General features: G+C 66.9%; 28 protein-coding genes. 23 read left to right on the top strand and 5 right to left on the bottom strand.

Annotation, left to right across the window (positions count from 1 at the left end):
- Window positions 1-10: 10 nt before the first annotated feature.
- The 12 genes from rpmD (at window position 11) to dsbD (ending at window position 8,300) form a co-directional block, all read left to right on the top strand.
- Window positions 11-193, top strand: a complete 183-nt coding sequence (gene rpmD, locus A2G96_RS21170; RefSeq protein ID WP_010812381.1) for a 50S ribosomal protein L30 — start codon at window positions 11-13, stop codon at window positions 191-193.
- Between the two features lie 19 nt (window positions 194-212).
- A complete protein-coding gene (gene rplO, locus A2G96_RS21165) occupies window positions 213-647 on the top strand; it encodes a 50S ribosomal protein L15 (protein WP_012354135.1) in 435 nt (144 codons plus the stop codon).
- 47 nt (window positions 648-694) lie between these two features.
- Complete coding sequence (gene secY / locus A2G96_RS21160; protein ID WP_062801963.1) at window positions 695-2,038, top strand: preprotein translocase subunit SecY; 1,344 nt, start codon at window positions 695-697, stop codon at window positions 2,036-2,038.
- A 23-nt stretch (window positions 2,039-2,061) separates the two neighbouring features.
- Complete coding sequence (infA, locus tag A2G96_RS21155; protein ID WP_010812378.1) at window positions 2,062-2,280, top strand: translation initiation factor IF-1; 219 nt, start codon at window positions 2,062-2,064, stop codon at window positions 2,278-2,280.
- Between the two features lie 30 nt (window positions 2,281-2,310).
- A complete protein-coding gene (gene rpmJ / locus A2G96_RS21150) occupies window positions 2,311-2,427 on the top strand; it encodes a 50S ribosomal protein L36 (RefSeq protein ID WP_008642959.1) in 117 nt (38 codons plus the stop codon).
- Window positions 2,428-2,446: 19 nt separating this feature from the next.
- A complete protein-coding gene (rpsM, locus tag A2G96_RS21145) occupies window positions 2,447-2,812 on the top strand; it encodes a 30S ribosomal protein S13 (RefSeq protein WP_008642961.1) in 366 nt (121 codons plus the stop codon).
- 24 nt (window positions 2,813-2,836) lie between these two features.
- Entirely contained in the window at window positions 2,837-3,235 is a 399-nt protein-coding gene (rpsK, locus tag A2G96_RS21140; protein WP_010812376.1) for a 30S ribosomal protein S11, read from the top strand.
- 315 nt (window positions 3,236-3,550) lie between these two features.
- On the top strand, window positions 3,551-4,174 hold the full coding sequence (rpsD, locus tag A2G96_RS21135) for a 30S ribosomal protein S4 (RefSeq protein WP_012354133.1): 624 nt from the start codon (window positions 3,551-3,553) through the stop codon (window positions 4,172-4,174).
- 165 nt (window positions 4,175-4,339) lie between these two features.
- Window positions 4,340-5,320, top strand: coding sequence for a DNA-directed RNA polymerase subunit alpha (locus tag A2G96_RS21130; protein ID WP_010812374.1), 981 nt, complete (start codon window positions 4,340-4,342; stop codon window positions 5,318-5,320).
- Window positions 5,321-5,455: 135 nt separating this feature from the next.
- Window positions 5,456-5,851, top strand: coding sequence for a 50S ribosomal protein L17 (rplQ, locus tag A2G96_RS21125; RefSeq protein ID WP_010812373.1), 396 nt, complete (start codon window positions 5,456-5,458; stop codon window positions 5,849-5,851).
- Between the two features lie 125 nt (window positions 5,852-5,976).
- The gene (gene cutA / locus A2G96_RS21120; protein WP_062801962.1) at window positions 5,977-6,387 is read left to right on the top strand and encodes a divalent-cation tolerance protein CutA; all 411 of its coding nucleotides are present in this window, start codon (window positions 5,977-5,979) and stop codon (window positions 6,385-6,387) included.
- The gene (gene dsbD, locus A2G96_RS21115; protein ID WP_062801961.1) at window positions 6,384-8,300 is read left to right on the top strand and encodes a protein-disulfide reductase DsbD; all 1,917 of its coding nucleotides are present in this window, start codon (window positions 6,384-6,386) and stop codon (window positions 8,298-8,300) included. Before cutA ends, dsbD begins: the two co-directional genes overlap by 4 nt.
- Before the next feature lie 28 nt (window positions 8,301-8,328).
- On the opposite strand, the gene A2G96_RS21110 is transcribed toward dsbD, so the two are convergent.
- The 3 genes from A2G96_RS21110 to yihA form a co-directional block, all read right to left on the bottom strand.
- A complete protein-coding gene (locus tag A2G96_RS21110) occupies window positions 8,329-9,549 on the bottom strand; it encodes a magnesium transporter CorA family protein (protein WP_062801960.1) in 1,221 nt (406 codons plus the stop codon).
- Between the two features lie 17 nt (window positions 9,550-9,566).
- Window positions 9,567-10,559, bottom strand: coding sequence for a porphobilinogen synthase (hemB, locus tag A2G96_RS21105; protein ID WP_062802261.1), 993 nt, complete (start codon window positions 10,557-10,559; stop codon window positions 9,567-9,569).
- A gap of 251 nt (window positions 10,560-10,810) precedes the next feature.
- Window positions 10,811-11,521 (bottom strand): ribosome biogenesis GTP-binding protein YihA/YsxC, encoded by a 711-nt coding sequence (gene yihA / locus A2G96_RS21100; protein WP_062801959.1) that lies wholly within the window; start codon window positions 11,519-11,521, stop codon window positions 10,811-10,813.
- A 498-nt stretch (window positions 11,522-12,019) separates the two neighbouring features.
- Here yihA and A2G96_RS21095 point away from each other — a divergent pair, with 498 nt between their 5' ends.
- The 8 genes from A2G96_RS21095 to msrQ all read left to right on the top strand — a co-directional run bounded on the left by A2G96_RS21095 (window position 12,020) and on the right by msrQ (window position 20,215).
- The gene (locus A2G96_RS21095; RefSeq protein WP_062801958.1) at window positions 12,020-12,679 is read left to right on the top strand and encodes a c-type cytochrome; all 660 of its coding nucleotides are present in this window, start codon (window positions 12,020-12,022) and stop codon (window positions 12,677-12,679) included.
- A 188-nt stretch (window positions 12,680-12,867) separates the two neighbouring features.
- On the top strand, window positions 12,868-15,075 hold the full coding sequence (locus A2G96_RS21090; protein ID WP_062801957.1) for a cytochrome c biogenesis protein ResB: 2,208 nt from the start codon (window positions 12,868-12,870) through the stop codon (window positions 15,073-15,075).
- Window positions 15,076-15,124: 49 nt separating this feature from the next.
- Complete coding sequence (ccsB, locus tag A2G96_RS21085) at window positions 15,125-16,291, top strand: c-type cytochrome biogenesis protein CcsB (RefSeq protein ID WP_150124222.1); 1,167 nt, start codon at window positions 15,125-15,127, stop codon at window positions 16,289-16,291.
- Between the two features lie 157 nt (window positions 16,292-16,448).
- The gene (locus A2G96_RS21080) at window positions 16,449-16,886 is read left to right on the top strand and encodes a COG4315 family predicted lipoprotein (RefSeq protein ID WP_026164031.1); all 438 of its coding nucleotides are present in this window, start codon (window positions 16,449-16,451) and stop codon (window positions 16,884-16,886) included.
- 51 nt (window positions 16,887-16,937) lie between these two features.
- Complete coding sequence (locus tag A2G96_RS21075) at window positions 16,938-17,477, top strand: RNA polymerase sigma factor (RefSeq protein ID WP_062801955.1); 540 nt, start codon at window positions 16,938-16,940, stop codon at window positions 17,475-17,477.
- Window positions 17,474-18,337 (top strand): anti-sigma factor family protein, encoded by an 864-nt coding sequence (locus A2G96_RS21070; RefSeq protein WP_062801954.1) that lies wholly within the window; start codon window positions 17,474-17,476, stop codon window positions 18,335-18,337. Before A2G96_RS21075 ends, A2G96_RS21070 begins: the two co-directional genes overlap by 4 nt.
- Before the next feature lie 178 nt (window positions 18,338-18,515).
- Window positions 18,516-19,517, top strand: coding sequence for a protein-methionine-sulfoxide reductase catalytic subunit MsrP (gene msrP / locus A2G96_RS21065; RefSeq protein ID WP_062801953.1), 1,002 nt, complete (start codon window positions 18,516-18,518; stop codon window positions 19,515-19,517).
- 14 nt (window positions 19,518-19,531) lie between these two features.
- Window positions 19,532-20,215 (top strand): protein-methionine-sulfoxide reductase heme-binding subunit MsrQ, encoded by a 684-nt coding sequence (gene msrQ, locus A2G96_RS21060; RefSeq protein ID WP_062801952.1) that lies wholly within the window; start codon window positions 19,532-19,534, stop codon window positions 20,213-20,215.
- 26 nt (window positions 20,216-20,241) lie between these two features.
- Here the strand turns inward: msrQ and lysA are convergent, their stop codons facing one another.
- Complete coding sequence (gene lysA, locus A2G96_RS21055; protein WP_062801951.1) at window positions 20,242-21,501, bottom strand: diaminopimelate decarboxylase; 1,260 nt, start codon at window positions 21,499-21,501, stop codon at window positions 20,242-20,244.
- 369 nt (window positions 21,502-21,870) lie between these two features.
- Between lysA and cyaY the strand changes: the two genes are divergently transcribed.
- Complete coding sequence (gene cyaY, locus A2G96_RS21050; RefSeq protein ID WP_062801950.1) at window positions 21,871-22,206, top strand: iron donor protein CyaY; 336 nt, start codon at window positions 21,871-21,873, stop codon at window positions 22,204-22,206.
- Window positions 22,207-22,287: 81 nt separating this feature from the next.
- Here cyaY and A2G96_RS21045 read toward each other — a convergent pair whose 3' ends face one another.
- Window positions 22,288-24,663: a penicillin-binding protein 1A gene (locus A2G96_RS21045; RefSeq protein WP_082819027.1), complete on the bottom strand. Its 2,376-nt coding sequence runs from the start codon at window positions 24,661-24,663 to the stop codon at window positions 22,288-22,290.
- A gap of 399 nt (window positions 24,664-25,062) precedes the next feature.
- On the opposite strand from A2G96_RS21045, the gene pilM reads away from it, so the two are divergent.
- Window positions 25,063-26,133, top strand: a complete 1,071-nt coding sequence (gene pilM / locus A2G96_RS21040) for a type IV pilus assembly protein PilM (protein WP_174549321.1) — start codon at window positions 25,063-25,065, stop codon at window positions 26,131-26,133.
- A 17-nt stretch (window positions 26,134-26,150) separates the two neighbouring features.
- Window positions 26,151-26,828 (top strand): PilN domain-containing protein, encoded by a 678-nt coding sequence (locus A2G96_RS21035; RefSeq protein ID WP_062801947.1) that lies wholly within the window; start codon window positions 26,151-26,153, stop codon window positions 26,826-26,828.
- Window positions 26,829-26,830: the final 2 nt, after the last annotated feature.

The raw sequence follows: 26,830 nt of genomic DNA, 5'->3' as shown, positions 1-26,830 counted from the left end.
GGTGAACGCAATGTCGCAGAAAACCGTAAAAGTGCAACTCGTGCGCAGCCTGATCGGCACGCGCGAGGATCATCGCGCCACCGTTCGTGGCCTGGGCCTGCGCCGCATCAACTCGGTGTCGGAGCTGCAGGACACGCCCGCCGTGCGCGGCATGATCAACAAGGTCTCGTACCTGGTCAAGGTTCTGGCCTGATCGGGACTTGGAGAGCAAGATGCAACTGAACAACCTGAAACCGGCTGCCGGTTCGAAGCACGCCAAGCGTCGCGTCGGCCGCGGTATCGGCTCCGGCCTGGGCAAGACCGCCGGTCGCGGTCACAAGGGTCAGAAGTCGCGTTCGGGCGGCTTCCACAAGGTGGGCTTCGAAGGCGGCCAGATGCCGCTGTATCGTCGCCTGCCGAAGCGCGGCTTCACCTCGCTGACCAAGGCGTTCACCGCCGAAGTCACGCTGCGTGACATCGAGCGCCTGGAAGCGGCCGAAGTCGACCTGCTGGTCCTGAAGCAGGCTGGCCTGGTCGGCGACCTGGTCAAGAGCGCCAAGGTCATCAAGGCCGGCGAGCTGACCCGCAAGGTGACGATCAAGGGTCTGGGCGCCACCGCTGGCGCCAAGGCCGCGATCGAAGCCGCCGGCGGCCAGATCGCAGCCTGATACGGCAGCATTCATCGCAGCATAGGCAGTCATAGTCGGAGCATCGTTTGGCCACGGCGAAACCCAATGCAAGCGCGCAAGCCAGGAACACGGCGAAGTACGGCGACCTCAAGCGCCGGCTGATGTTCCTGGTGCTGGCCCTGATCGTGTACCGCATCGGCGCTCATATTCCGGTGCCCGGTATCGATCCGGAGCAGCTTGCGAAGCTTTTCCAGAGTCAGTCGGGTGGCATCCTCGGGATGTTCAACCTGTTCTCGGGCGGGGCGCTGTCGCGCTTTACCGTCTTCGCGCTCGGCATCATGCCGTACATCTCGGCGTCGATCATCATGCAGTTGCTGACGATCGTGCTGCCGCAGCTGGAGTCGCTGAAGAAGGAAGGGCAGGCAGGGCAGCGCAAGATCACGCAGTACACGCGCTACGGCACCGTGGTTCTGGCCACGTTCCAGGCGCTGTCGATCGCGGTCGCGCTGGAGTCGCAGCCCGGGCTGGTGCTGGATCCGGGCCTGATGTTCCGGGCCACGGCGGTGATCACGCTGGTGACCGGCACGATGTTCCTGATGTGGCTGGGTGAGCAGATCACCGAGCGCGGTCTGGGCAACGGCATCTCGATCATCATCTTCGGCGGTATCGCGGCGGGCCTGCCCAACGCGATCGGCGGACTGTTCGAACTGGTCCGCACGGGTTCCATGAGCATCATCGCGGCGATCTTCATCGTGGCGATCGTGATCGGTGTGACCTTCGCCGTGGTGTTCGTCGAGCGTGGCCAGCGCAAGATCCTGGTGAACTATGCCAAGCGTCAGGTCGGCAACAAGGTGTACGGCGGCCAGTCGTCGCACCTGCCGCTGAAGCTGAACATGGCAGGGGTGATTCCGCCGATCTTCGCATCGTCGATCATCCTGTTCCCGGCGACGATCGCGGGCTGGTTTACGTCTGACTCGACCGGTACGGTCGGCCGGTTCATCAAGGACCTGGCTGCCACGCTGTCGCCGGGCCAGCCGGTCTACATCCTGCTGTACGCTGCTGCGATTGTATTTTTCTGCTTCTTCTACACGGCCCTGGTGTACAACAGCCGTGAAGTGGCAGACAACCTGAAGAAAAGCGGTGCCTTCATTCCGGGCATTCGTCCGGGCGAGCAGACGACGCGCTATATCGACAAGATCCTGGTGCGTCTGACGCTGGCTGGTGCGATCTACATCACACTGGTCTGCCTGTTGCCGGAATTCCTGGTGCTGCGCTGGAACGTTCCGTTCTATTTCGGCGGAACTTCCCTGCTGATCATCGTGGTCGTCACGATGGACTTCATGGCCCAGGTTCAGTCCTATGTCATGTCGCAGCAGTATGAGTCGCTGCTGAAGAAGGCGAATTTCAAGGGCAATCTGACCTTGCGCTGACTTCGGATCGGTACAGGCTAGGTATGGCTAAAGACGACGTCATCCAGATGCAGGGCGAGGTCCTGGAAAACCTGCCCAACGCGACGTTCCGAGTCAAGCTGGAGAATGGCCATGTAGTGCTGGGCCATATCTCCGGCAAGATGAGAATGAACTACATCCGGATTCTTCCGGGTGACAAGGTGACGGTCGAGCTGACCCCATATGATCTGTCGCGCGCACGAATCGTCTTCCGGACGAAGTGAGCGAACAGGAATTGAAGGAAGAGGAAAATTATGAAAGTGCTGGCTTCTGTTAAGCGCATTTGCCGCAACTGCAAAATCATCAAGCGCAACGGTGTCGTGCGCGTGATCTGCTCGTCGGATCCCCGCCACAAGCAACGCCAAGGCTAATCGGAAAGAGGATTGACGAATGGCACGTATCGCAGGGGTTAACATCCCGAACCACAAGCATACCGAAATCGGCCTGACGGCTATTTACGGTATCGGCCGCTCGCGCGCCCGCAAGATTTGCGAGGCCACCGGTGTACCGTTTGACAAGAAGGTCAAGGATCTGACCGACGCCGACCTGGAAAAGCTTCGTGACGAAGTGGGCAAGGTCACGGTCGAGGGTGACCTGCGTCGTGAAACCACGATGAACATCAAGCGTCTGATGGACCTTGGTTGCTATCGTGGCATGCGTCACCGCAAGGGCCTGCCGATGCGCGGCCAGCGTACGCGCACCAACGCCCGTACCCGCAAGGGTCCGCGCAAGGCCGGCGTGGCTCTGAAGAAGTAAAGCCGAAGGCAGAGGAAGAAACTAATGGCAAAAGGTCCGAATAACGCCGCTCGCGCGCGTAAAAAGGTCAAGAAGAACGTTGCCGACGGCATTGCGCACGTCCACGCTTCGTTCAACAACACCATCATCACGATCACCGATCGCCAGGGCAACGCCCTGTCGTGGGCGACCGCCGGTGGCCAGGGCTTCAAGGGTTCGCGCAAGTCGACCCCGTTCGCTGCCCAGGTTGCTGCCGAGAACGCCGGCCGCGTGGCGCAAGACCAGGGCATCAAGAACCTGGAAGTGCGCATCAAGGGCCCCGGCCCGGGCCGTGAATCGGCTGTCCGCGCGCTGAACGCGCTGGGCATCAAGATCGCGATCATCGAAGACGTCACGCCGATTCCGCACAACGGCTGCCGTCCGCCGAAGCGCCGCCGCATCTGATGCGTTGGCGTGTCCGCAGCCGGCGGGTTTACCTGCCGGTTTCGGATATGGTAGTATCGCGCGTTGACCTGCTGCATTTTAATGCGGCAGGTTTTCGTTTTGCGCCGGAGCAGTGTCTTTCAAGGCACATTGCAGTCCCGGCGCATTGGTGAAGTACTGGTAAATGCTTGCAGCGACGCCTCCCGCAACGGAGCGCGCTTAATAAGCCCACCGTCCGTCACGGTCTGGCGCGTGCCCCGAGGCACCGCGGCAGCACTGCGTTGGCGGACTCACGGCGCGTCCTGAAGGCGCCGTGATCGATCAAAGGAAGACAACGTGGCACGTTATACCGGCCCGAAGGCCAAACTTTCCCGCCGTGAAGGCACCGACCTGTTCCTGAAGAGCTCGCGCCGCTCGCTGGCCGACAAGTGCAAGCTGGACAGCAAGCCGGGCCAGCATGGCCGCACCTCGGGTGCCCGCACCTCGGACTACGGCAACCAGCTGCGCGAAAAGCAGAAGGTCAAGCGCATCTACGGCGTGCTCGAGCGCCAGTTCCGCCGCTACTTCGCCGAAGCCGACCGCCGCAAGGGCAACACCGGCGAAAACCTGCTGCAACTGCTGGAATCGCGCCTGGACAACGTGGTGTACCGCATGGGCTTCGGCTCGACCCGCGCCGAAGCGCGCCAGCTGGTGTCGCACAAGGCGATCCTGGTGAACGGCCAGACCCTGAACGTGCCGTCGGCCCAGATCAAGTCGGGCGACGTCATCACCATCCGCGAGCAGTCGAAGAAGCAGGTCCGTATCGCCGAAGCGCTGTCGCTGGCCGAGCAGTCGGGCTTCCCGACCTGGGTCGCGGTGGATGCCAAGAAGTTCGAAGGCACCTTCAAGCAAGTCCCGGATCGCGCCGATATCTCGGGCGACATCAACGAAAGCCTGATCGTCGAACTGTACTCGCGTTAATCCGCGAGCATCCGGCCCAGAGCTTGCGTTCGTCGCAAAGCTTCTCCTTCAGCCCGACGCGCTTCGCGCGCGTCGGGCTTCGCCCATCGTTACGATGGGATTTCCAGGTTCCAAACGTCAGCCTTATCGGTGTAACGAGCCGAGGGTATTGAAAAGGACAACCTAATGCAAACAGCACTCCTCAAGCCAAAAATCATCGCCGTCGAGCCTCTGGGCGACCATCACGCCAAAGTCGTGATGGAGCCGTTCGAGCGCGGCTACGGCCATACGCTCGGTAACGCCCTGCGTCGCGTGCTGCTGTCGTCGATGGTCGGTTATGCCCCGACCGAAGTCACGATCGCTGGGGTGGTCCACGAGTATTCCACCATCGACGGCGTGCAGGAAGACGTCGTCAACCTGCTGCTCAACCTGAAGGGCGTGGTGTTCAAGCTGCACAACCGCGACGAAGTCACGGTGTCGCTGCGCAAGGATGGCGAAGGCGTGGTCACGGCCGCCGATATCGAGCTGCCGCACGACGTCGAGATCATCAACCCGAACCACGTGATCGCCCATCTGTCGGCCGGCGGCAAGCTGGACATGCAGATCAAGGTCGAGCAGGGCCGCGGCTATGTGCCGGGCAACGTGCGCAAGTTCGGCGACGAATCCGGCAAGGTCATCGGCCGCATCGTGCTGGACGCCTCGTTCTCGCCGGTGCGCCGCGTGTCGTACGCGGTGGAATCCGCCCGTGTCGAGCAGCGTACCGACCTCGACAAGCTGGTGATGAACATCGAAACCGACGGCGTGATCTCGCCCGAGGAAGCGATCCGCCAGTCGGCCCGCATCCTGGTCGACCAGCTGTCCGTGTTCGCCGCGCTGGAAGGCACCGAGTCGGCCGCCGAGGCCGCCTCGAGCCGCACGCCGCAGATCGACCCGATCCTGCTGCGCCCGGTCGACGACCTGGAGCTGACGGTGCGTTCGGCCAACTGCCTGAAGGCCGAAAACATCTACTACATCGGCGACCTGATCCAGCGTACCGAGAACGAACTGCTGAAGACCCCGAACCTGGGTCGCAAGTCGCTCAACGAGATCAAGGAAGTCCTCGCCTCGCGTGGCCTGACCCTCGGCATGAAGCTCGAGAACTGGCCGCCCGCAGGTCTGGAGAAGTAATCGTGGCGCGGGGCATCCGTCCCGCACCGCAGCAACCGCCCCGGCTCCGGCCGGGGCATGTATGACTACCGGCCCGCGTCCAGCCGCATCGGACGATAGAAGAGCTGGTCAAACACTTAACTGAAAGGAATCATCATGCGTCACCGTCATGGTCTGCGGAAACTGAACCGCACCTCGTCGCACCGTCTCGCGATGCTGCGCAACATGTCCAACTCGCTGTTCCAGCACGAGCTGATCAAGACCACCGTGCCCAAGGCCAAGGAACTGCGCAAGGTCGTCGAGCCGCTGATCACGCTGGCCAAGAAGGACACCGTTGCCAACCGCCGCCTGGCCTTCGCCCGCCTGCGCGACCGCGACATGGTCACCAAGCTGTTCACCGAACTGGGCCCGCGCTACGCCACCCGTCCGGGCGGCTACACCCGCATCCTGAAGTTCGGCTTCCGTCAGGGCGACAACGCGCCGATGGCGCTGGTCGAGCTGGTGGATCGTCCGGAAATCACCGAAGCCCCGGCCGAAGAAGCCGCGGAATAAGTGCGTTTCCTGCCCGCTGCCGTCGCGCGACGGTTGCGGGCACACCGCTTACAATCGAGCCAGGCAACCGCCTGGCTCTTTTGTTTTGTGCGGCCCGGATGCAAACGGCCACAGGGAGAGTGTCGATGCAAAGCCATACCGATCAGGGTGCCGGTCCGGACGAGGTGCTCGTCGTCCTCACCAATACGCCCGATGCGGATACCGCGGCGCGCTTGTCGCGAGCCGTGCTGCAGGCGCGCGCCGCTGCCTGCGTGAACCGTCTGGCGCCGGTCGAATCCGAGTACTGGTGGCAGGGCAAGCTCGAGCAGGCGCAGGAATGGCCGCTGCTGATCAAGACCACGCGCGCGCGCTACGCTGCGCTCGAGGCCGTGATCCGGCAACATCACCCCTATGACGTGCCGGAGCTGCTGGCGTGGCCCGTGTCAGCGGGCTACGCGCCCTACCTGGAATGGGTGCGCGGAGAGACCGCCGGCTTGCCGGCGCAGGGTGGCACGGCAGCACCCCGGGATAATGACCAACAGGAATCGGCTTCATGAACATCGGTTTGGCACGGCGGGCGGGCACGCCCGGGCAGATGTGGGCGCGGCATATTGCCGCAGCGCTGCTGGCGGCGCTGGCCTGGCTGTGCCTGGCGGGCAGCCTCCACGCCGCTACCGAGGACGACTTCCTGCCGCCCGAGCAAGCCTTCCGCTTCGCCGCCAGCCAGGCTGACGACAAGACCATCGAAGTGCGCTTTGACGTCGCGCCCGGCTACTACATGTACCGCGAGCGCTTCGCCTTCGCCGCGCAGCCGGCCGGGGTGAAGCTGGGCGCGCCGGGCTACCCGCAGGGCAAGGTCAAGTTCGACGAGACCTTCGGCAAGGAGATGGAGACCTACCGCGACAGCGTGGTCATCCGTGTGCCGGTCGAGGCCGCGCCAGCCGATGGCAAATGGACGCTGACGGTGACCTCGCAGGGCTGCGCCGACAAGGGCCTGTGCTATCCGCCGATGGAAAGCGTCTACAAGGTGGGCGGCAGCGCGCTGGCCGACCTGTTCGGCAAGCGCGGCCGCAGCGACGCACCGGCGGCCGAGCCGGTTCCGGCGCCCGCGGTTCCCGCAGTACCGGGTTCGGCCGCGACCCTGCGCGCCGACGACAGCGACCGCATCGCCGGCGCACTGGCCAGCCGCAACCTCGGCCTGATCGGAGCACTGTTCTTCGGCCTGGGCCTGCTGCTGACCTTTACCCCATGCGTGCTGCCGATGGTGCCGATCCTGTCGTCGATCGTGGTCGGCGAGCATGTCACGCGCGGCCGCGCGCTGCTGGTGTCGCTGGCCTATGTGCTGGGCATGGCAGTCGTGTACACCGCGGTCGGCGTGGCCGCGGGGTTGCTCGGCGAAGGGCTGTCGGCGGCGCTGCAGACGCCCTGGGTGCTGGGCGCGTTCGCGGCGCTGATGGTGGCGCTGGCGCTGTCGATGTTCGGCTTGTACGAACTGCAGCTGCCGCAGCGCTGGCAGACCCGTCTGACGGAATCGTCCAACCGCCGCCAGGGCGGTCAGGTGGCCGGGGCCGCGGCGATGGGGGCAATCTCCGCGCTGATCGTCGGGCCGTGCGTGACGGCACCGCTGGCGGGTGCGCTGGCCTATATCGCGCAGAGCCGCGATGCCGTGATCGGCGGCGCGGCGCTGTTCGCGATGGCATTGGGCATGGGCGTGCCGCTGGTGCTGGTCGGTGTGGGCGCGGGCAACCTGCTGCCGCGCGCCGGCCGCTGGATGGAGGTGACCAAGCGCTTCTTCGGCTTCCTGCTGCTGGGCGTGGCGCTGTGGATGCTGGGGCCGGTGCTGCCGGCGTGGACCACGATGCTGCTGCTGGCGGCGCTGCTGCTGGTGGCGGCGGTGTTTCTCGGTGCCTTCGACGGGCTGGGGCCGGATCCGCGCAACCTGGTGCGGGTGGGCAAGGGCGTGGGCGTGCTGTTTGCCATCGCCGCCGCAATCGTGCTGATCGGCGTGGCTTCGGGCGGACGCGACCCCCTGCAGCCGCTGTCGCATTTGAGCGTGGCGCGCACTGGCGGCGAAAGCGCCGGTGGTGCGCAGGCGGTGCGTTTCGAGCGCGTGCGCAGCGTGGCCGAACTCGACGCCCGCGTGGCGCAGGCTGCCGCCGCGGGCAAGCCGGTGCTGCTGGACTTCTATGCCGACTGGTGCGTCAGCTGCAAGGAAATGGAGCGCATGACCTTCGTCGATCCGCGCGTGCGCGCGCGGCTGTCGGAAATCGTGCTGCTGCAGGCGGACGTCACCGCCAACAATGCCGACGACAAGGCCCTGCTCAAGCGCTTCGGCCTGTTCGGCCCCCCCGGCATTATCCTGTTCGGCCCGGATGGTCGCGAGCGCCCGGTGCGCGTGATCGGCTACCAGTCGGCCAACCGCTTCCTGGAAAGCCTGGAGCGCGCGTTCGGCACGCGTACGCGTACCTGAAGCAGCCGGGGCGTACCCGGGCCTGCGGCTAGCGCTCCAGTTGCCGCGCCAGCGCCCACAGCGCCGCCAGTACCACCGCCACCGCACCCATCAGGCCGATCGACCACCAGAAGCCCTGCGGCTCCTGCAGCCAGGGCATGCGCTCGAAGTTCATGCCGAACACGCCGGTGATCAGCGTCAGCGGCATGAACAGCGCCGTGATCAGCGTCAGCGCGCGCATGGTGCGATTGGTCCGGTGCGCCACCGCCGAGAAGTGGATCTGCACCGCCGATTCGATCGAATCCTCCAGCCGGCGCGCATGCGCCAGCACCCGCTGGATATGCTCCATGACGTCGTTGATGCGCACCAGCAGCACCTCGTCGCGACCTGGCGCATTGGCCGCGCCGCCGGGCTGGTCGCTGCTGTAGCGGTTGTCGAGCAGGCTGTCGCGGAATTCCTGCAGCGCGTCGCGCTGCTCCTCGCTCAGGTGCTCCAGCTTGCGCAGCTGGATGCGCGCATCGAGCAGTCCTTCCCAGCTGGAAAAGCTGCGGCGCGAGTTCAGCAGCGCGCGCTGCCAGCGGTCGAGCTGGCGCGTCAGCGGCGCGCGCAGTTCCAGGTAGCGGTCGACCATGGCGTTGAGCAGCCGCAGCATCAGGTCTTCGGGCCGGCTGGGCGGGCGGATGCCGTGGAGCAGCGACTGGCCGTTGCCGCGCGCGGGCGCGGCTTGTGGACGCGGGGCCTGGCACAGCTCGAGCAAACGCTGGCGCACCTGGTCGATGGTGCGCGACGGCCCCGAGCGCACCGTCACCAGCACCGTGTCGAACATGAAGAACGTGACCGGCTGGGTATCGATCTTGGCCAGTGCCGGCAGGAAGCCGGGCGCATAACGCTTCTGCCGGGCCGCTGCCTCGGCCGCGGGCGGCTTGGCGGTGCTGGCGCCGCCGGGCGCATCCTGCGGCTCGGCTTCGGCGATGGCGCGGCTGGTTTCGAAGGTGAGCTTGCGGAAGATCACCATGTCGTACGCATGGGTCGTATCGAAGTACGACGGATGCGCGGCGTTGGTGGCGTCGGCCAGGTGCAGGTCGAGGATGGGCGCGCCGGCCAGCTGGCGCACCTGCTCGCGCCACGTGTCGGGCGCCGCGGTGACTTCTTCGGTGGAAAAATCCGCCCACACGAACAGCGACGCGGCATTGCCCGACAGAAAGCTGCCCGCGTCGGTGAGCGAGGCGAGCGGGTGTACCTGGCTCGCTGAAAACCCTAGCAACTCCATGCGCGCTCGGTCGGCCGTCAGGCCTGCAGCAGCCGCGCGGCGTCGCGCGCGAAATAGGTCAGGATGCCGTCAGCGCCGGCGCGGCGGAACGCCAGCAGCGATTCCATCATGACCTTGTCGTGGTCCAGCCAGCCGTTCTGCGCGGCGGCCTTGAGCATCGCGTACTCGCCGCTGACCTGGTACACGTAGGTGGGGAAGCGGAACTCGTCCTTGACGCGGCGCACGATGTCCAGGTACGGCATGCCGGGCTTGACCATCACCATGTCGGCGCCTTCCAGGATGTCCTGCGCCACTTCGCGCAGGGCCTCGTCGGTATTGGCCGGATCCATCTGGTAGGTCATCTTGTTGCCCTTGCCCAGGTTCGCGGCCGAGCCCACCGCGTCGCGGAACGGGCCGTAGAACGCCGACGCGTACTTGGCCGAGTACGCCATGATGCGGGTATGGATATGGCCGTTGTCCTCCAGCGCGGTGCGCACCGCGCCGATGCGGCCGTCCATCATGTCGGACGGGGCGACGATATCGACCCCCGCCTCGGCCTGCGCCAGCGCCTGGCGCACCAGGATCTCCACCGTCGCATCGTTGATCACGTAGCCGTTGTCGTCGAGCACGCCGTCCTGGCCATGGCTGGTGTACGGGTCGAGCGCCACGTCGCACAGCACGCCCAGTTCGGGGAAGCGGTCCTTGAGCGCGCGCACGGCGCGCGGCACCAGTCCGTCCGGGTTGGTGGCCTCGATGCCGTCGGGCGTCTTCAGCGACGGGTCGATCACCGGGAACAGCGCCAGCACCGGGATGCCGAGCTTGACGCAGTCTTCAGCCACCGGCATCAGCAGGTCGACCGAGACGCGCTCCACGCCCGGCATCGAGGCTACGGCCTGGCGCTGGTTGTGGCCGTCGAGGATGAAGACCGGGTAGATCAGGTTGTCCGGGGACAGGCGATGCTCGCGCATCATGCGGCGGGAGAAATCATCGCGGCGCATGCGGCGCGGGCGGAAGTCGGGGAAGGTGGACATGGCGGCTTCTTGGCGGAAGAGGACGGAATGCAGGGCCGGCAAGCGCGGCGCGCGCAGCGTCGTGCGGCTGGCCGAAGAAAAACTAAACTTTTGTGCGTGCCCGCCATCATACTCGCGGACACTTTGCGTTGCGCGCTGCGTGGCGCGGTGTTCCCCGCTACTCCTCCCTGAGCGGGTACCCGCCCCACCGGCGGGAAAGTTTGTCCCCGTTGCTTGCGACGGGGCTTTTTTTTGCGCGCTCGCTGCCGGGGTCACGCGGCCGGATCGGACGCGGGGGGCGCGGCGGGGGGCGCGCCGTTCGCGGCGGCGGCCTCGCGTTGCTTCTGCGCTTCGGGCAGGTTCAGCCAGCCGGCGATCACGCCCTGGGCTTCTTCGATGCCGCGGCGCTTCAGGCTGGAGAACAGCTGCGCCGTCATCGGCACCGGCGTTTCCAGCTGCTCGGCATAGCCTTGCAGCATCTTGCGGGTCTCGCGCAGGGCCTTGGCGTTGTCGCTGTTGGTGAGCTTGTCGGCCTTGGTCAGCAGCACGTGGATCGGCCGACCGGTGGGCAGGAACCACTCGACCATCTGGCAATCGAGATCCGTGAAGGGCCGGCGCGCATCCATCATCAGGATCAGGCCGGCGAGCTGCTGGCGGGTCTGCACGTAATCGCTCAGCAGGCCCTGCCAGTGGTACTTGGCCGAGCCCGAGACCTCGGCATAGCCGTAGCCGGGCAGGTCGACCAGGAACGCGAGCGGGTCGGGCGCCTTGACCGGTGCCACCGAGAAATAGTTGATGTGCTGGGTGCGCCCGGGGGTGCGCGACGAGAACGCCAGCCGCTTCTGGTTGCACAGGATGTTGATCGCCGTGGACTTGCCGGCGTTGGAGCGGCCGGCGAACGCGACCTCGGGCACGGCCGTGGCGGGCAGGTCGCGCAGGTGGTTCACGGTGATGAAGAAGCGGGCCTGGTGAAGAAGGGACATGCGCTAGAGCGGTGGGGCGGGCCGCGGAGGGCGCGCGCAAGCGCGTGCCGGGGCCGGGGTCTCGCCAGGGTGGGATGGCTGCGGCGTGGGCCGCCCGCCGGGCTTGATCTGGCGCAGCCCGAAGCGGGCACGACAAGGCGCAAGGCATCAATCCGGCACATAACTTATTGTACAATACGCCGGTTTACGGTCTCCTGAGCGGGTGACGCGTGGCATCCATGCCGCGTGCCTCGGCTGCCGTCGTCCGGGCGGGAAGCCTAGTGTGTCGTTCCATCGTGGGCAAGGCCTTGCCCCGCATTGCGCGTTGCACCGGACGGTGCGGCGGCGGCGGGCGCGGGCTGGCGGGGTCTGCCGCCACGGCCAGCGTTGCGCGGATCGGTCAGCCGCACGCGGGTCGCCACGATTCCCAGCCTTTTGCACCGGCGCGTCCTCACCGCCGGCAAAGCGCCGGAGCGGCACGCATCACGGTATCCAAAACAATTCAGAGAAGGTGTGCGAATGAACCGCATTGCGAAGATTCTGGGTGTCCTGGCTCTGGCCGTTCCTGCCGCCGCCCTTTCCGGTCTGGCATCTGCCGCAGAGCAGGCCGCGCCGAAGGCGGACCCGGCCAAGGGTGAAACGCTGTACACGCAAGGTGCCCCCGATCGCAATGTGCCCGCCTGCCTGAGCTGCCACGGTGCCGCCGGCAACAGCGCGGCCGCCGCCAATCCCAAGCTGGCCGCGCAGCATCCCGAGTACGTGCACAAGCAGCTGGCCGACTTCAAGGCCAAGACCCGCAGCAACGCGATCATGGTGCCGATGGCGTCGGTGCTGACCGACGAGGAAATGCGCAACGTCGGCGCCTACCTGGCCAAGCAATCGCTCAAGCCGGCCACCGCCAAGAACAAGGACAGCATCGAAGCCGGCCAGAAGATCTACCGCGCCGGCATCGCCGCCAAGGGCGTGCCGGCCTGCGCTGCCTGCCATGGCCCCGCCGGCGCAGGCATTCCGGCGCAGTATCCGCGCATCGGCGGCCAGTGGGCCGACTACACCGAGGCACAACTGGTGGCATTCCGCCAGGGCACCCGCAAGAACAACCCGGTCATGACGACCATCGCCGCCAAGATGTCGGATGCCGAGATCAAGGCGGTGGCGGACTACGTCGCCGGGGTTCGCTGACGATCCGGGATTCCGCGACGCTGGCGCCTTTGCGCGCCGGCGCATCGGTTGAGCGGCCGCCGCCGGATGGCGCGGCCAGTCATGCAACCGAACGCGCTTGTCACAATCGAAAAGGGTGGCCTGCTTGCCAAAGCATGTCCACCCTTTATTCATTTCCAGGCCGTACGCTGTTTTAGGTTTCACTGCACATGTCGACCGCTTCCACTTCAGGGCTGCACCTGAAGACCTCTCACCGCGTGCTGCGCGACGCGGTCGAATTGTTGTCCTCGATGCGCTTTGCGATCGCGCTGCTGACGGTGATCTCCATCGCCAGCGTGATCGGCACCGTGCTCAAGCAGAACGAGCCATATCCCAACTACGTCAACCAGTTCGGGCCGTTCTGGGCCGATGTGTTCCACACGCTGTCGCTGCAGAAGGTCTACGGTTCGTGGTGGTTCCTGCTGATCCTGGCGTTCCTGGTGGTGTCGACCAGCCTGTGTCTGGTGCGCAACGCGCCCAAGATGATCGCGGACATGCGCTCGTGGAAAGACCATGTGCGCGAGCGCAGCCTGCGCGCCTTCCATCATCGCGGCGAATTCGACGGCGCGCGACCGCGCGCCGAGGCTATCGGCCGGCTGACGGCGTTGCTGCGCAACCGCGGCTACCGCGTCAAGGCGGTCGAGCATGACGGCGCCACGCTGCTGGCGGCCAAGGCCGGCGCCGCCAACAAGGTCGGCTATATCCTGGCGCACACCGCCATCGTGGTGATCTGCATCGGCGGGCTGCTCGACGGCGACCTGCTGATCCGCGCGCAGATGTGGCTGGGCGACAAGACCCCGATCCGCGGCAACGCGGTGATCAGCGAGATCCCGCCGCAGCACCGGCTGTCGGTGAACAACCCCGGCTTCCGCGGCAACGCCTACGTGCCCGAGGGCTCGACCGTCTCCACCGCCATCCTCAACATTGCCGACGGAGCGCTGGTGCAGGATCTGCCATTCGCGATCACGCTGAAGAAGTTCAAGGTCGACTTCTACGAGACCGGCATGCCCAAGCTGTTTGCCTCGGACGTGATCGTGACCGATCGCGCCACCGGCAAGCGCACCGAGGCCACCATCAAGGTGAACGAGCCGCTGATCATCGACGGCATCGCCATCTACCAGTCCAGCTTCGAGGACGGCGGTTCGCGCCTGAAGTTCGTCGGCTACCCGATGCAGGGCAGCGGTCACGCCACCTTTACCATCGACGGCGCGGTGGGCGGCAACAAGCCGCTGGCCGGCACCGGCACCAGCGCGGACAGCGACGGACTGACGGTGGAGTTCAGCGACTTCCGGCTGATGAATATCGAGAACGTCACCGATGCCTCGGGCAAGCCCGATGCGCGCGGCGTGGCGCGCAAGTCCTTCAACGAAACGCTGGACCAGCATCTCGGCGCGGCCGCCAGCACCGACCGCGCCAAGACCCTGCGCAATGTCGGCCCGTCGGTGCAGTACAAGCTGCGCGATCGCACCGGACAGGCGCGCGAGTACAACAACTACATGGTGCCGGTGCAGATGGACGGCCAGTCGGTGTTCCTGGCCGGCATGCGCGAGTCGCCCAGCGAGCCGTTCCGCTACCTGCGCATTCCCGCCGACGACCAGGGCAGCGTGGCCGACTGGATGCGCCTGCGCGCCGCGCTGCAGGACCGCGCGCTGCGCGGCGAGGCCGCGCGCCGCTTTGCGCTGGCGTCGATGCCCGGCGACGACAAGGCCGAGCTGCGCCGGCAGCTGGCCGAAAGCGCGCTGCGTGCGCTCGACCTGTTCGCGGGTGCGACGCGCCCCACGCCGGACTCGCCGCCGGGCGGCTTCACCGCCATCGCCGCCTTCCTGGAAAAGTCGGTGCCGCCGGCCGAGCAGCAGAAGGCCGCCGACGTGCTGCTGAAGATCCTGAACGGTTCGATGTGGGAGCTGTGGCAGCTCGCGCGCGCGCAGGACCAGTTGCCGGTGGTGGCCAACAGCGCGCAGAGCGGCGCCTTCCTGCAGCAGGCCATCAATGCGCTGTCGGATAGTTTCTTCTACGGCGCACCGGTGTTCCTGCAGCTCGACGACTTCCAGGAAATCAAGGCCAGCGTGTTCCAGCTGACCCGTGCGCCGGGCAAGAACATCGTGTATCTTGGCTGTCTGCTGCTGGTGCTGGGCGTGTTCGCGATGTTCTATATCCGCGAGCGCCGGGTCTGGATCTGGGTGAAAGACAAGCTCGCGGACCAGTCTGCCGCGGGCGACACCGGCGACGGCGATGCCGGCAGCCATGTGCTGATGGCGATGTCGACCCAGCGCCGCACCATGGATTTCGAGAAGGAATTCACGGCACTGCGCGACGACATCGGCCGCGCCGCAGGCGGCCGCAGCGCCGCCCATGAGCCCGCCGGCACTCCCCACTGAATCGAGCAGGTACGCTATGTCTTCTAATGTGAACCAGGCCGGTCCCGCCATGCGCGGCACTCCGCACGCCGACAGCGGCGCCGACGAGGCCTACCTCGAACCCTCTTTCCTGCGCCGGCTGAGCTGGGTGGACTGGCTGTTCGCGCTGGCGCTGGCCGCCGGCGCCGGCGTGGCGCTGGCGCAATACGGGCAATGGATGGACGGCTACGACAAGGCCGTGCTGATCGGCGCAGTGCCCACCTTCGCGCTGCTCGGCTGGCACTGGAAGCCGGTGCGGCCGCTGATGGTGGCGCTGGCGGTGCTGTCGCTGTTCGCGATCCAGCTCTACCAGGGCCAGTTGGCGCGTGCCGACCAGGCCTTCTTCCTCAAGTACTTCCTGTCGAGCCAGTCGGCCATCCTGTGGATGAGCGCGCTGGTGTTCCTGTCGACGCTGTTCTACTGGGTCGGGCTGGCCACGCGCTCGGGTACGGGCTACAGCATCGGCAGCAAACTGTGCTGGGCGGCAGTGGTACTCGGCTTTGTCGGCATGCTGGTGCGCTGGTATGAGTCCTACCTGCTCGGCGCCGACATCGGCCACATCCCGATCTCGAACCTGTACGAAGTCTTCGTGCTGTTCACGCTGATCACGTCGCTGTTCTACCTGTACTACGAAGGCCGTTACGCCACGCGCGCGCTGGGCCCGTTCGTGATGCTGGTGGTATCGGCCGCGGTGGCCTTCCTGCTGTGGTACACGGTCAGCCGCAATGCGCAGGAAATCCAGCCACTGGTGCCGGCGCTGCAAAGCTGGTGGATGAAGATCCATGTGCCGGCCAACTTTATCGGCTACGGCACCTTTGCGCTGGCGGCGATGGTTGCGGTGGCCTACCTGCTCAAGCAGCGCGGCATCCTGGCCGAGCGCCTGCCGTCGCTGGAGCTGCTCGACGACGTGATGTACAAGGCCATCGCGGTCGGCTTTGCCTTCTTCACCATCGCCACCATCCTGGGCGCACTGTGGGCGGCCGAGGCCTGGGGCGGCTACTGGAGCTGGGACCCGAAGGAAACCTGGGCGCTGATCGTCTGGCTGAACTACGCGGCCTGGTTGCATATGCGGCTGATGAAGGGGCTGCGCGGCACGGTGGCGGCCTGGTGGGCGCTGGTCGGCCTGCTGGTGACGACCTTTGCCTTCCTCGGCGTGAACATGTTCCTGTCGGGACTGCACAGCTACGGCGAACTCTGACGCGCGCATGCTGCAATGCAAAAGACCTGCCTCCGGGCAGGTTTTTTTTCGACTTTTTCAATTTTTTTGGCCGCTTTGGGAATAAAGAGATCACATCCAGTGTTTACTGGAGGGACGGTGCCGGCTGGCGGCGCCGAATTGCATGGAGAACAAGATCATGGCAAGTCTGCGTCGTAACGCTGCTGCATCCCTGGTTCGTCCCGGCGCGCTCGCGCTCGGCTGCGCGGCCGTCCTGCTCGCCGGTTGTGCCGGCATGGGCATGGGCGGCGGCAGCGCCGGCAATCTGCCGCCCACGGTGAAGGTGACCAATGGCGTGCTGACCGATCCGCAGGGCCTGACGCTGTACACCTTTGACCGCGACACCGCCGGCAGCGGCAAGAGCGCCTGCAACGGCCCCTGCGCGACCAACTGGCCGCCGCTGATGGCGGCCCCGGGCACCAGCGGCTCTGGCCAGTACACCATCATCACGCGCGACGACGGCAGCAAGCAGTGGGCCTACCGCGGCCAGCCGCTGTACCGCTTCGCCAAGGACGCCAAGCCGGGCGACCGCACCGGCGACAACGTCAACAACGTCTGGCACGTGGCCAAGCCCTGACGCGGCGGCAGCCACCCCCAGAGCCACCACAACCACCACGGCCACCCCGGCATGGAAGGGTTTGACGGCCAGCTCGTTGCGCTGGCGCCGCGGCTGCGGCGCCATGCGCGCGGCCTCACCGGCGACGCGGCGCTGGCCGACGACCTGGTGCAGGACACGCTCGAGCGCGCGCTGCGCTACCGCTGGCGCTTCCGCCTGCGCCCCGGCGCGTGGTGGGGCGACGGCGCCGATGGCCTGTTGCCGTGGCTGCTGACGCTGATGCACCGCCTGCGCCTGAACGCGTTGCGCCGCAATGACCTGGTGGTGACCACCGACACCCTGCCCGAGGTCAGCGGCCCCGCCGAAGACCCGGGCCTGCGCCGCGACCTGTCGCAGGCGCTGGCGCAGCTGCCCGAGCCGCAGCGCGCGGTGCTGCTGCTGGTGAGCCTGGAACAATTGACCTACGCCGAGGCCGCGCGCGTGCTCGACATCCCGCCAGGCACGGTGATGTCGCGGCTGGCGCGGGCACGCGAACAGATGCGGCGGCTGCTCGACGGCGCGGCGCCGACACGAACCCCCACGGCCGCCAATGCGCTGCAACGGGTGAAATGATGGCGGGCATCCACGAAGCCGATCTCCACGCCTATGCCGACGGCCAGCTGGCCGGTGCGCGCCGTGCCGCCGTCGAGGCCTACCTGGCGCAGCACCCGGACGCGGCGGCACAGGTTGCCGCCTGGCGCCGGCAGGCCGAGGCGCTGCACCGCGCGCTCGACCCCGTACTCAACGAACCGGTGCCGCTGGCGGCCTTGCCGCCGGCTTTGCACGGCGACCAGGGACGCAAGAGCGGCCGCGACGGCCGGCGCGATGGCGCCCGTCCCTGGCCGCGCTGGACCATGGCCCTGGCGGCCACCTGCGCGTCGGTCGCGCTGCTGGCCGTCGGCGGTACGCTGGGCTGGCTGGCGCACGACCGCCTTGGCGGCAGCACGCTGGTGCTGGCACCCGGCGAGCGCTTTGCGCGCGAGGCGCTCGCCACGCACGCGGTCTACGCCCCCGAGATGCGCCACCCGGTCGAAGTCGCCGCGACCGAAGAGGCCCACCTGGTCGCCTGGCTGTCCCGGCGCCTGGGCACGGCGCTGCAGGTGCCCGACCTGCGCGCCCAGGGCTTCCACCTGATCGGCGGCCGGCTGGGCGTGGCCGAGGGCGGCCCGTCGGCGATCCTGATGTATGAAGCCGACGACGGCACGCGCCTGTCGCTGCAGCTGCGGCGCATGGCGCAGGGCACGCCCGATACCGGCTTCCGCGTCGAGCGCATGACGGGCGAGGGCGCGCGGCGGCGAGCGCCGGGCCGCGACCCGATGATGGCGTTCTACTGGATCGACCGTGACCTGGGCTTTGCGCTGGCGGGGCCGCTGGAACGCGCCCGGCTGCTGACGCTGGCGCAGGTGGTGTACCAGCAATACCAAGGCGGATAACGCACCTGCACCGCGCTTGCGGCACATGGCCGGCGCAGGCCTGCGTCATTTCGACCCCATCACAAAAAACTGTCAGGACTGGCCAGCACTCCACGACCAAGCCCGGAGTCCAATCCTGCAAGCACGCGGCGCCGCCGGCGCCGGCACGACCGGGCAACCGAGGCAACCGAGGCAAACCATGCTGATTCCTTCCCCCAAATGGCTGCGCGGCGGCGACATTGCCGCCAGCGAGATCACGCCGCGCCATGTCTTCGAAGCGCGCCGCCGCATGCTGGCGCTCGCTGCCGCCGGTGCCGCCGGCGGCACGCTGGCGCCGTGGTTCGCGCGCCAGGCCTTCGCGCAAGGGCAGCATGGCGCCCGGCTGCCCGCCACGCCCAACAACGCCTATGTCATCACCGAGAAGCGCACGCCGTACGACGACGTGACCACCTACAACAACTTCTACGAGTTCGGCACCGACAAGTCCGACCCGGCGCGCCACGCCGGCACGCTGCGTCCGCGTCCGTGGCAGGTGGCGGTCGAAGGGCTGGTGAAGAAGCCGAAGGTCTATGACCTGGACGAGCTGACAAAGCTGGCGCCGATGGAGGAGCGCGTCTACCGGCTGCGCTGCGTCGAGGGCTGGTCGATGGTGATCCCGTGGATCGGCTATCCGCTGGCCGAACTGATCCGCCGCGTCGAGCCGCAGCCGGGGGCGAAGTACGTGCAGTTCATCACGCTGGCCGACAAGAAGCAGATGCCCGGGCTTAGCAGCGGCGTGCTCGACTGGCCGTACAGCGAGGGCCTGCGCATGGACGAGGCCATGCATCCGCTGGCGTTGCTGACCTTCGGCCTGTACGGCGAGGTGCTGCCCAACCAGAACGGCGCGCCGGTGCGCATGGTGCTGCCGTGGAAATATGGCTTCAAGAGCGCCAAGTCGATCGTGAAGATCCGCTTTGTCGACAAGCAGCCGCCGACCAGCTGGAACCTGGCCGCGCCGCAGGAATACGGCTTCTATTCGAACGTGAATCCGGACGTCGACCATCCGCGCTGGAGCCAGGCCACCGAGCGCCGCATCGGCGAAGAGCGCGGCAGCGGCTTTGGCGCGCTGTTCGCGCCCAAGCGGAAGACCTTGCCGTTCAACGGCTATGGCCAGCAGGTGGCGGCGCTGTACCAGGGCATGGACCTGAAGAAGTTCTTCTGATGCAAGGCGAGCGTATGGCTACCTCCTCCCCCGCGGCCGCGGCAGCGGCACGCAAGCCCGCCGGCCAGGCCACGCTGTCGCCGCAGCGGGTGCGCGCGCTCAAGCTGGTGATCTGGGTGCTGGCGCTGCTGCCGTTCGTGCGGTTGCTGTACCTGGGCGCGACCGGACAATACGGCGCCAACCCGCTCGAATTCGTCACGCGTTCCACCGGCACCTGGACCCTGGTGATGCTGTGCCTGACGCTGGCGATCACGCCGCTGCGCCGCCTGACCGGCTGGAACTGGCTGATCCGGATGCGGCGCATGCTGGGCCTGTTCGCGTTCTTCTATGGCCTGCAGCACTTCCTGCTGTGGATCGGCGTCGACCGCGGCTTCGACCTCGCCTACATGATCAAGGACGTGTACAAGCGGCCCTTCATCACGGTCGGTTTCACCGCGTTCATGCTGATGGTGCCGCTGGCGCTGACCTCGACCAACGGCATGGTGCGCCGCCTCGGCGGCAAGCGCTGGCAGGCGCTGCACCGGCTGGTCTATGCCATCGCGGTGCTGGCCATCCTGCACTACTGGTGGCACAAGGCCGGCAAGAACGACTTCGGCGAGGTCTCGATCTACGCCGCGGTGGTGTTCGTGCTGCTGGGGATGCGGGTGTGGTGGCGGCTGCGCAAGCCAGCCGCGGGGACGCGCCAGCCCGCCGCGTAAGCAGCGGCGGGCCGGGCCTGTGGGGCTCAGTCCTGCAGCAGGCGCTCGTCGCGGAACATGTCTTCGACCAGCTCGCGCTCGCGCACCAGATGCACCTTGCTGCCGTCGACCATCACTTCGGCGGCGCGCGGGCGGGTGTTGTAGTTGGAACTCATGGTGAAGCCGTAGGCGCCGGCCGACATCACCGCCAGCAGGTCGCCGGGCTGCACCGCCAGCGCGCGGTCGCGGCCGAGCCAGTCACCCGATTCGCACACCGGGCCGACGATGTCGTAGGTCACGGCCGCGCCATCGCGCAGCGCCACCGGCTCGATGCGGTGGTAGGCCTCGTACATGGCCGGGCGCGCCAGGTCGTTCATGGCGGCATCGACGATGCAGAAGTTCTTGGCCGCGCCCGGCTTGAGGAACTCGACCTGTGTCAGCAGCACGCCGGCGTTGCCGACCAGCGAGCGGCCCGGCTCGAACAGCACCTCGCGATGGCCATGGCCGCGCGCGGCAACGCGCTCCAGCAGGGTGGTGGCGAAGCCGGTGATGTCCGGCGGGGTCTCGTCGGTGTAGGTGATGCCCAGCCCGCCGCCCACGTCGATGTGCTCCAGGCTGATGCCTTCGCGCTCGAGCGCCTCGACCACGTCCAGCACCTTGTCCAGCGCTTCCAGGTAGGGCTCGACCTCGGTGATCTGCGAACCGATATGGCAGTCGATGCCGGTCACCGCCAGGTGCGGCAGCGCGGCGGCGGCGCGGTAGGTCGGCAGCACGTCTTCGAAGGCGATGCCGAACTTGTTGCCCTTCAGGCCGGTGGAGATATAGGGATGGGTCCTGGCGTCGACGTCGGGGTTGATGCGCAGCGACACGCGCGCGCGCTTGCCGGCGCGGCCGGCCACTTCATTGAGGCGGTCCAGCTCGGGGATCGACTCGACGTTGAAGCAGCGCACGTCCTGCGCCAGCGCCAGTTCCATTTCGGCGGCGCTCTTGCCCACGCCCGAGAACACCACCTTGCGCGGATCGCCGCCGGCGGCCAGCACGCGCTTGAGCTCGCCGCCCGAGACGATGTCGAAGCCCGCGCCCAGGCGGGCGAACACCTGCAGCACCGCCAGGTTGGAGTTGGCCTTCATCGCGTACTGGACCTGCGCCTTGCGGCCCGCGCAGGCGGCGGCGTAGGCCTGGTACGCGGCGGTCAGCGCCCCGCGCGAATAGACGTAGGTCGGCGTGCCGAACTCGGCGGCGATGCGCGCCAGCGGCACCTGCTCGACGGCAAGCGCGCCGTCCTGGCGATGGAAAAATGCGGTCATGGTTATCGGGTGGTGGGGGCGGCGGGGGACGATGCCGGTGCCGGCGTGGCCGCTGCAGGCGGCACGGCATCGGCACGGCCCAGCCCAGGATCCGGCACGGTCGGCGGGGTTGGTTCGGGCGGCACCTTGGGCAGGGTCAGCGGCCCGCGGATACCGCATCCGCCCAGCAGGGGCATCGCAAGGGCGGCGGCAAACGCCGATACAATCGCAACACGACGCAGCATCGGGTCGTCCTTTTGGCTTGTTGGCAAGGCGTTGGAGGGCCCGGCGCGATGGCCGGCCATCCGGAGGATTCTTAACAAAAAAAGCCGTTCGCGCCACGTACGCCCGGTCCGGGCAGCGGCGGCAACGGCGGTCTCGGAGTTTAGCATGCCCCCCTTGAGCGAAAGCGAGTTCCTGGCCCTGGCCACGCGCGAGCTGGACCGCATCGAAGCCGCGGTCGAGGCGGCCGCCGACGCGGCCGATGCCGACATTGAAATCAGCCGCACCGGCAACGTGATGGAACTGGAATTCGAGAACGGTTCCAAGATCATCATCAACAGCCAGGCGCCGATGCAGGAACTGTGGGTGGCCGCGCGCGCGGGCGGTTTCCACTTCCGCCGCGAGGGCGAGCGCTGGGTCGATACGCGCAACGGCGGCGAGCTGTACGCGGCGCTGTCGGGCTATGTCAGCGAGCAGGCGGGCGCCAGCCTCAGCCTGCACTGAAGCCGGCATTCCGGGGCGGGTCCCCGAGCGCAAAAAAAAAGCCGGCCTCGCGGCCGGCTTTCTGCTGTCTGGCGAGCCCGTTCAGGCGCCGCCGAACATTTCCAGGATCTTGCGTTTCTCGGACTCGGTATCGACCGGCGGGGTGGAGGACTCCTCCGGCTTGCCCGGCCACGGATCGCCCAGGCCCACCGATGCCACGCCGGCGCCGCCGGCGTTCTCTTCGAAGGTCCAGTCGCCGCCCACCATCAGCACGCCTTCGGGCGCGGGCCGTTCCGGAGATTCCGGCACGCCCTTGAGCGCCTTGCTCATGTAGCCGACCCAGATCGGCAGCGCCAGGCCGCCGCCGGTCTCGCGCACGCCCAGGCTCTTGGGCTGGTCATAGCCCATCCAGGCGATCGCCACCAGGTTGGGGGTGTAGCCGGCGAACCAGGCATCGACGGCGTCGTTGGTGGTGCCGGTCTTGCCGGCCAGGTCGTTGCGGCCCAGGCGTTGCTTGGCGCTGTTGGCGGTGCCGTAGCGCACCACGTCGCGCAGCATGGTGTCGGCGATAAAGGCGGTGCGGGCGTCTAGCACGCGCACGGCGTCGGTGCCGGCGCGCTGCGGACGGGTTTCAGAGATCACGTTGCCGCGCGCGTCGACCACCTTCTGGATCAGGTAAGGGTTGACGCGGTAGCCGCCGTTGGCGAACACCGAGTAGGCGCCCGCCATCTGCAGCGGCGTCACCGCGCCGGAGCCCAGCGCCATCGGCAGGTAGGCGGGGTGCTTGTCGGCCTCGAAGCCGAAGCGGGTGATGTAGTCCTGCGCGTACTGCGTGCCGATCGCGCGCAGGATCCGCACCGAGACCAGGTTCTTGGACTTGGCCAGCGCGCGGCGCATGGTCATCGGGCCCTCGAAGCGGCCGTCGTAGTTCTTCGGTTCCCACACCTGGCCGCCGGTATCGGGCCCGATCGACAGCGGCGCGTCGTTGATCACCGTGGCCGGCGAGAAGCCCTTTTCCAGCGCCGCCGAGTAGATGAACGGCTTGAAGCTGGAACCGGGCTGGCGCCAGGCCTGGGTCACGTGGTTGAACTTGTTGCGGTTGAAGTCGAAGCCGCCCACCATCGAGCGGATCTCGCCATCCTGCGGGTTGATCGACACGAACGCCGCGGCCACTTCGGGCAGCTGCGTCACCGACCAGTTGTTCTTGTCGTCCTGCGTCACGCGGATCACCGCGCCCGGGCGCATCTTCATCTTGGGCTGCGCGTTGGCCGACAGCGACGGCGCGATAAAGCGCAGCGCCGAACCTTCGATGGTCGCGACTTCGCCGGACAGCAGCGTCGCCTTGACCTGCTTGGGCGACACGCTGGTGACCACGGCCGAGCGCAGGTCGCCGCTGCCCGGGTGCTCGACCAGCGCATCGTCGATGGCCTGCTCGCGCTCGGCCGGGTCGGAGGGCAGGTCGATAAAGGCCTCGGGACCGCGGTAGCCGTGCTTGCGCTCGTAGTTCATGATGCCGGTGCGCACGGCTTCATAGGCGGCGTCCTGGTCGGTCTTGGTCAGCGTGGTGTAGACCGTCAGGCCGCGCGTGTAGGTTTCCTCGCGGTACTGCGCGTACATCAGCTGGCGCACGATCTCTGCGACGTATTCGGCGTGCGTCGAGAACTCGTTGCCTTCGGTGCGTACCTTCAGCTCGGCCTGCACGGCTTCGTCGTACTGCTCGGGCGTGATGTAGCGCAGGTCGCGCATGCGCTGCAGGATGTATTCCTGGCGCACCTTGGCGCGGCGCGGATTGACCACCGGGTTGTACGCCGACGGCGCCTTCGGCAGCCCGGCCAGCATCGCCGCCTCGGCCGGCGTCACATCGCGCACCGACTTGCCGAAGTACACGCGCGCGGCACTGTCAAAGCCGTAGGCACGCTGGCCCAGGTAGATCTGGTTCATGTACAGCTCGAGGATCTGGTCCTTGCTCAGGTTGGCCTCGATCTTGTACGCCAGCAGCATCTCGTAGATCTTGCGGGTGTAGGTCTTCTCGCTGGACAGGAAGAAATTGCGCGCCACCTGCATGGTGATGGTCGAGGCGCCCTGCGACAGCCCGCCGCGCAGGTTGGCCAGGCCGGCACGCATCACGCCGACGAAGTCGACGCCGCCGTGCTCGTAGAAGCGGTCGTCCTCGATCGCCAGCACTGCCTTTTTCATCACGTCGGGGATTTCGGCGATGGGCACGAAGTTGCGCCGCTCCTCGCCGAATTCGCCGATCAGCACATTGTCGGCGGTGTAGATCCGCAGCGGAATCTTGGGCCGGTAGTCGGTGATGGTGTCCAGCGAAGGCAGGTTGGGCGCGGCCACCAGCAGCGCGTAGCCAAGCAGCAGCGCAATCACGACGGCACCGGCAACAACCAGTCCCACCGCCCAGAACATGAGCCGCGTCCAGATCGAACGGCGGGCAGGGTGGGGCGGCTTGTGTTGTGCTGTGGCCATAAGGGAAATACCTAGTCAGGGGTGCCCGCGATTATATCTTCCGGCATCGGCCGGCCCGGGCGCACAGTGGCGGGGGCGCCGCTATCGCGCTGTTACAAGATGTAAGGCCACGGATGCCGGCGTGCAGGGCGACGTTGGGGACCACTACGGGGGAAGCGCGCGGCACAGGCAGGCATGGAAGGGAACCCGACGACCGTGGGGTTTTGACAACGGATTGATGAGGGCCTTCTCAAAAACAAGTTCGGCCCAGTTCGGCACGTTGCCACCAATGCTGGATTTTGTGAGAATCGGCCAACATAAAAAGCAGACGTTTCATTCAAGAAACTAGGCTCGCCCGATTAGAGCGTTCAAGCCAGGGGCGAGTTCAAAAGTCAGGGGGTCACCTTGCGTCGGGGCATTTTGTCGGGGCTTCTGCGCCGGACTACGGTCGGCGTGGATATCGGGTCGTCCAGTGTCAAGGTAGTCGAGCTCTCCGTGGGGGGCAGCAGGCAAGACTACCGGCTGGAAAAATGCGCCAGCGAACTGCTGGACCGCAATGCCGTTGCCGATGGCAACGTCATCAACATCGAGGCAGTCGGGATCGCGCTCAGGCGTGCGCTCGGCAAGGCCGGCATCCGCTCCAAGGACGTGGTGCTGGGCGTTCCCTCCATGCTGACCGAATCGCAGACGGTCAGCCTGCCGGACAACCTGTCCGAAGACGAACTCTATTCCCAGGTCGAATCCGAGGCGCACCGGCTCTATCCGCCGTCGCAGGCGGTCAACTTCGACTTCGCCGTGATCGGCCCCAGCGAGACCGAGGGCGGCATCGGCGTGCGCGTGACCGCGGCCAACAGCGACCGCGTGCAGGAACGCGTGACCGCGGCTGAAATGGCCGGCCTCAAGCCGCAGGTGATGGACGTCGAGGAATACGCGGTGCAGCGCTCGATCGTGCAGATGCTGGGCGTGCCGCACGAGATGTCCGAGGCCGACGCGCGCGCGCTGCCGGTGGTGGCGGTGGTCCACCTGGGCGGCAGCCGCTCCAAGGCCATCTTCTACCAGGGCTGGAAAGAACTGTACGAACAGCCGCTGAACAGCTACGGCGACCAGCTCACGCAAAGCGCGGCGCGCATGTTCACGCTCGACGCGCTCAAGGCCGAGATCAAGAAGCGCAAGAACACGCTGCCCGAGGCCTGGCGCGCGCAGCTGCTCAAGCCATCGCTCGATGCCCTCGCCATGGAAGTGCAGTCAGCGATCGGCAACTTCATCGCCAGTTCCAGCCTGGGCCGGGTCGACGAGATCCTGCTGTCCGGCGGGCACGCCTCGCTGTTCGGCGTGCAGGCGGCGATCCAGCACCAGACCAAAATCACCACCACGCTGGCGAATCCGTTCGCCAACATGGCGACCAACGCCAAGGTCAATGAGCGCTACCTGCAGCGCGACCTGCCGGCGTATATCGTCAGTGCCGGCCTGGCCCTGCGCGGCCTGCAATAACGCACCGGAGGCAACAGATGTCAACGAACACACTGCCTTCGGTCAACCTGCTGCCCTACCATGAAGCCCGCAAGGCGGCGCGGCGCAAGAAGGTCTTCACCATGCTTGGCGCAGCGGCGGGGGCCGGCGCGGCCGTGGTGCTGCTGGGCGGGGTCTATATCGACGGGCGCATCGCGTCCGTGGTGGCGCTCAACCAGGTGCTGAGCGCGGAAAACGCCAGGCTCGACGGGCAGATCCGCGAGGTCAACACGCTGAAGAAGGACATCGACGCGCTGCTGCAGCGCCAGAAGGCCGTCGAGAGCCTGCAGACCGAGCGCAACCGCCCGGTGCAGCTGCTCGAGGAACTGGTGCGGCAGGTGCCCGAAGGCGTCTACCTGACCAGCCTGAAGCAGGCCGGCGAGGCCTTCACCATCGCCGGCGTGGCGCAGTCCAACGAACGTATCTCGGAGCTGCTGCGCAACCTGGGCGGCGTGGCCTGGCTCGACAAGGCCGAGCTGGTCGAGTCCAAGGCGGTCACCATGACCAACAACCTGCGCGAGCAGCGCCGGCTGTTCGATTTCTCGATGCGTTTTGCGTACCGTGCGCCGGAGGCCCCGGCCGACGGCAAGAGGGCTGCGCCGGGCGCTTCGGCGCCATCCGCCGCACCCGCAACAGTACCCGTAACCGCACCCGCCCCCGCGGCCGGAAAGGCCTGACC

This window comes from Cupriavidus nantongensis, assembly GCF_001598055.1.
GTDB lineage: Bacteria > Pseudomonadota > Gammaproteobacteria > Burkholderiales > Burkholderiaceae > Cupriavidus > Cupriavidus nantongensis.
This window is presented reverse-complemented; position numbering and strand designations above follow the sequence as displayed.

What these genes read in the sequence shown, in the direction of transcription:
- rpmD (WP_010812381.1), top strand. Translation starts at nt 11, where the DNA reads ATGTCGCAGAAAACCGTAAAAGTGCAACTCGTGCGCAGCCTGATCGGC.
- rplO (WP_012354135.1), top strand. Translation starts at nt 213, where the DNA reads ATGCAACTGAACAACCTGAAACCGGCTGCCGGTTCGAAGCACGCCAAG.
- infA (WP_010812378.1), top strand. Translation starts at nt 2,062, where the DNA reads ATGGCTAAAGACGACGTCATCCAGATGCAGGGCGAGGTCCTGGAAAAC.
- rpmJ (WP_008642959.1), top strand. Translation starts at nt 2,311, where the DNA reads ATGAAAGTGCTGGCTTCTGTTAAGCGCATTTGCCGCAACTGCAAAATC.
- rpsM (WP_008642961.1), top strand. Translation starts at nt 2,447, where the DNA reads ATGGCACGTATCGCAGGGGTTAACATCCCGAACCACAAGCATACCGAA.
- rpsK (WP_010812376.1), top strand. Translation starts at nt 2,837, where the DNA reads ATGGCAAAAGGTCCGAATAACGCCGCTCGCGCGCGTAAAAAGGTCAAG.
- A2G96_RS21130 (WP_010812374.1), top strand. Translation starts at nt 4,340, where the DNA reads ATGCAAACAGCACTCCTCAAGCCAAAAATCATCGCCGTCGAGCCTCTG.
- rplQ (WP_010812373.1), top strand. Translation starts at nt 5,456, where the DNA reads ATGCGTCACCGTCATGGTCTGCGGAAACTGAACCGCACCTCGTCGCAC.
- cutA (WP_062801962.1), top strand. Translation starts at nt 5,977, where the DNA reads ATGCAAAGCCATACCGATCAGGGTGCCGGTCCGGACGAGGTGCTCGTC.
- dsbD (WP_062801961.1), top strand. Translation starts at nt 6,384, where the DNA reads ATGAACATCGGTTTGGCACGGCGGGCGGGCACGCCCGGGCAGATGTGG.
- A2G96_RS21110 (WP_062801960.1), bottom strand. Translation starts at nt 9,549, where the DNA reads ATGGAGTTGCTAGGGTTTTCAGCGAGCCAGGTACACCCGCTCGCCTCG.
- hemB (WP_062802261.1), bottom strand. Translation starts at nt 10,559, where the DNA reads ATGTCCACCTTCCCCGACTTCCGCCCGCGCCGCATGCGCCGCGATGAT.
- yihA (WP_062801959.1), bottom strand. Translation starts at nt 11,521, where the DNA reads ATGTCCCTTCTTCACCAGGCCCGCTTCTTCATCACCGTGAACCACCTG.
- A2G96_RS21095 (WP_062801958.1), top strand. Translation starts at nt 12,020, where the DNA reads ATGAACCGCATTGCGAAGATTCTGGGTGTCCTGGCTCTGGCCGTTCCT.
- A2G96_RS21090 (WP_062801957.1), top strand. Translation starts at nt 12,868, where the DNA reads ATGTCGACCGCTTCCACTTCAGGGCTGCACCTGAAGACCTCTCACCGC.
- ccsB (WP_150124222.1), top strand. Translation starts at nt 15,125, where the DNA reads ATGCGCGGCACTCCGCACGCCGACAGCGGCGCCGACGAGGCCTACCTC.
- A2G96_RS21080 (WP_026164031.1), top strand. Translation starts at nt 16,449, where the DNA reads ATGGCAAGTCTGCGTCGTAACGCTGCTGCATCCCTGGTTCGTCCCGGC.
- A2G96_RS21075 (WP_062801955.1), top strand. Translation starts at nt 16,938, where the DNA reads ATGGAAGGGTTTGACGGCCAGCTCGTTGCGCTGGCGCCGCGGCTGCGG.
- A2G96_RS21070 (WP_062801954.1), top strand. Translation starts at nt 17,474, where the DNA reads ATGATGGCGGGCATCCACGAAGCCGATCTCCACGCCTATGCCGACGGC.
- msrP (WP_062801953.1), top strand. Translation starts at nt 18,516, where the DNA reads ATGCTGATTCCTTCCCCCAAATGGCTGCGCGGCGGCGACATTGCCGCC.
- msrQ (WP_062801952.1), top strand. Translation starts at nt 19,532, where the DNA reads ATGGCTACCTCCTCCCCCGCGGCCGCGGCAGCGGCACGCAAGCCCGCC.
- lysA (WP_062801951.1), bottom strand. Translation starts at nt 21,501, where the DNA reads ATGACCGCATTTTTCCATCGCCAGGACGGCGCGCTTGCCGTCGAGCAG.
- cyaY (WP_062801950.1), top strand. Translation starts at nt 21,871, where the DNA reads ATGCCCCCCTTGAGCGAAAGCGAGTTCCTGGCCCTGGCCACGCGCGAG.
- A2G96_RS21045 (WP_082819027.1), bottom strand. Translation starts at nt 24,663, where the DNA reads ATGGCCACAGCACAACACAAGCCGCCCCACCCTGCCCGCCGTTCGATC.
- A2G96_RS21035 (WP_062801947.1), top strand. Translation starts at nt 26,151, where the DNA reads ATGTCAACGAACACACTGCCTTCGGTCAACCTGCTGCCCTACCATGAA.